Genomic DNA, 2,616 nt, shown 5'->3' with positions numbered 1-2,616 from the left:
CGTCATAACTTTCCGTACATATAACGCTCAAAGCAGCTGCGCGGTACGCGTCGGCTGCCTTTGCTTGTTAGCAGCCCACACCGGACTTGCGCGGCTTGCCGCACTGGTAAACCCGAACAACGGCAAGCTGCTTGTATTTATAAAAAAACTGACAAAAAGCCTTGTAAGATCAATAGTCATTTGTACTTACTGATTTTCCGGCAACTTAGAAACCAAGGCTAATATTAAAGTGGTAAACGGTCCCAAAATTAATGAAATAAAAAACCAAGCTAAACCGCTACGATTTTTACCTTGGGCGAGCACTGCATTAATTAACATTAATGTTCCCCAACCCATATAATATTGCCTACCAACCTCAATGTACTCTGGATTCAAAAGATTCTCCTTTTTCTTATTTTCTGCTAACGCCGCCCACAGCGGCGAGCGTAGCGAGTCCGGCAGCCAACGGCTGCGAATTGTTGGGCCTTGTTAGGTAACATTCACGAGCCTTGGTTCTGCACTGGTTATTACGTGTACGAATTCGTCTGTTGTCATTAATGAATAGTGCTCAAGTAGGCCAACTTCTGTATCGAAAATAACAGTGTCATTTTTTACGTGTTCAAGCAATCGAGACGAACGATATTTAGCTAATACACCGACTTCCCGATCAATATGAAAGTCTTCTCGATGATCGCATTCATCATAAACTTGGAAACATATAGCATTGGTAAAGATAACTAAGTACCTCTTGGGCTCCCGAAGACGTTCTTTTTCAGTAAGCATCTCCTCGACTGTTAACGTTAACAGCCGATCCCTGTATTGAAAGTTCTCCAAAGACCATTTTTGGTAATTGTGGATATCGAGTTCAGTCTTCATGGTGTTACCTAACGCTCAAAGCAGCTGCGCGGTACGCGTCGGCTGGCTTTGCTTGTTAGCAGCCTGAACCGGACTTGCGCGGCTTGCCGCACTGGCAAACCTGAACAACGGCGCGGCTGCTGTTATTAAAAACTAAACCAGCCAGCTGCGATACGGCGAGCCAACCGGAACCTATCAAACTGTTAAGCGAAGCCACAAAGAACAACGCTACCGCCCCAACCGTTTGCAGCAAACCCGCAAACTGGCGAACTTAACCTTTTGGCGCTGCCGCTAAGAAAGCCAAACGCGAGCAAGGCCGGAACAAAACTACAAACTAAAACCGTTAAAACCCGAACACCTGCTAACGTTAAGTTAAGGGGCGGGCTTTAGCCCGTCCCAGTGAGCGAAGCGAACGACTTGAACTTATTGTTAGAAGTGGTGGCAAGTCGGACATTGATTTCGCAGGCAACGCAAACTGTACCTCAAGCCGAACCAAAATGGTGGGCAACGAACGTGCGGACGTTTGCCCACACGGCAAATACATTTGGTGTATGGCCTGTGCGCCAGCGATGGGCAGGGCGCGCCGATGCAAAACGTTCGGGATGTTCAGCATGTTGATGTGCCGAAACCGATAAGAACGCTGCCGTTTTTGATGACGAAACGGGTTCTTAACTCATTGCGATGGTGCGGCCTCAGCATTTTATTGATGCTTCCTTGCATATTTAAACCACCAAATTAACAGCCGCGTCTAACGCATAGCACACGGGCGACGAGCCGCGCAGCGGGTTGGCGTCCCAGCGACCGAAGGGAGCGAGTGCTGCGCATTGTTAGCGGCGACAACCACACTACCCACGCGGCACTGCCGCCAAGCGATGCCAAACAACGGCACCCATGTGCAAAATTAAAAACATAACCAGCCAAGTGCGATACTGAGAAATAGCTGGAACCTTAAAACTTGCTGTAAGCGGAGCAAAAGTGCCAAAAGGAACAACGCTACCGCACCATCAGAGATTGCACCTTGCCAACAAACTGGCAAACCCAATGGGATAAATTAACATCTGAGATACAACGTAACGCAAGCAGAGCCGAAAAGTAAAACAGATTTTGTACCTAAACTTTCTCGACAGCCGGCTAACGCTCAAAGCAGCCGCGCTGTAAGCCTCGGCTGCCTTTGCTTGTTAGCATTTTACTCAACAGCTTCATATAACACGCCTAAGAAGGACTTTTTAGCTATAACAGTATATTCACTTGTTTCACGCTCATACTGACTTTTCCCAACACAAAGGTACGGTGGAAATCTGTACTTTAGAATTTCAGATGAAAATCTATATCGGCAAGATCTCCTACTAACACCTTCTTTTTTATCAAATTTGCCGAGTACACTAACATTCTGGCCAATAACATTGGTTGTTAACCCGGGTACTGTATAAATTGTAAAGGCGCCCGTGAATAGGAATGCAATTAATGGAAGAGAACCAATAGCAACAGTGCGTTTTATAAAACCATAATGCATTAGCAACGAAAACCGTTCTCTTACATTCCAAATATGAAATATGCTGATTAAGGTAACCAAAATTGAAATTCCTAGACCAGTATAAAAAATCCAGCTTTCTGGGGAGAAATCGGCAATAAAAGCATAGGGCGAAGACAGTATGAAAAACATAGCGAAATGAGTGAGGCATTGCCGCTTCAATGAAGGTTTTTCGTTACCAAAATAAAACTTTTTCCATGACATGAATTCTTTCCACTTTTGCTAACGCTCAAAGCAGCTGCGCGGTACGC

General features: G+C 45.7%; 4 protein-coding genes. 1 reads left to right on the top strand and 3 read right to left on the bottom strand.

Annotation, left to right across the window (positions count from 1 at the left end; genetic code table 11):
* Positions 1 to 193 (top strand): hypothetical protein (locus tag WG68_RS19905; RefSeq protein WP_235357797.1); only part of this gene is annotated, 193 nt, incomplete at its 5' end.
* On the opposite strand, the gene WG68_RS19715 is transcribed toward WG68_RS19905, so the two are convergent.
* The 3 genes from WG68_RS19715 to WG68_RS18860 all read right to left on the bottom strand — a co-directional run bounded on the left by WG68_RS19715 (position 187) and on the right by WG68_RS18860 (position 2,569).
* Positions 187 to 375: a hypothetical protein gene (locus tag WG68_RS19715; protein WP_152663158.1), complete on the bottom strand. Its 189-nt coding sequence runs from the start codon at positions 373 to 375 to the stop codon at positions 187 to 189. The genes WG68_RS19905 and WG68_RS19715 overlap by 7 nt on opposite strands.
* 93 nt (positions 376 to 468) lie before the next feature.
* Positions 469 to 855 carry a hypothetical protein gene (locus WG68_RS18870; RefSeq protein WP_046559268.1) on the bottom strand — a complete coding sequence of 129 codons (387 nt, stop codon included), beginning with the start codon at positions 853 to 855 and terminating at the stop codon, positions 469 to 471.
* Between the two features lie 1,165 nt (positions 856 to 2,020).
* A complete protein-coding gene (locus WG68_RS18860; RefSeq protein WP_046559267.1) occupies positions 2,021 to 2,569 on the bottom strand; it encodes a hypothetical protein in 549 nt (182 codons plus the stop codon).
* Between the last annotated feature and the right edge of the window lie 47 nt (positions 2,570 to 2,616).

Origin of the sequence: Arsukibacterium ikkense (genome assembly GCF_000987775.1) — a bacterium.
GTDB classification, from domain to species: domain Bacteria; phylum Pseudomonadota; class Gammaproteobacteria; order Enterobacterales; family Alteromonadaceae; genus Alishewanella; species Alishewanella ikkense.
The sequence above is the reverse complement of the archived record's forward strand: the minus strand, read 5'-3'. Positions and strand labels throughout refer to the sequence as shown.

Coding starts and splice junctions, on each gene's coding strand:
- WG68_RS18860 (WP_046559267.1), bottom strand. CDS start 2,569: ATGTCATGGAAAAAGTTTTATTTTGGTAACGAAAAACCTTCATTGAAG.
- WG68_RS18870 (WP_046559268.1), bottom strand. CDS start 855: ATGAAGACTGAACTCGATATCCACAATTACCAAAAATGGTCTTTGGAG.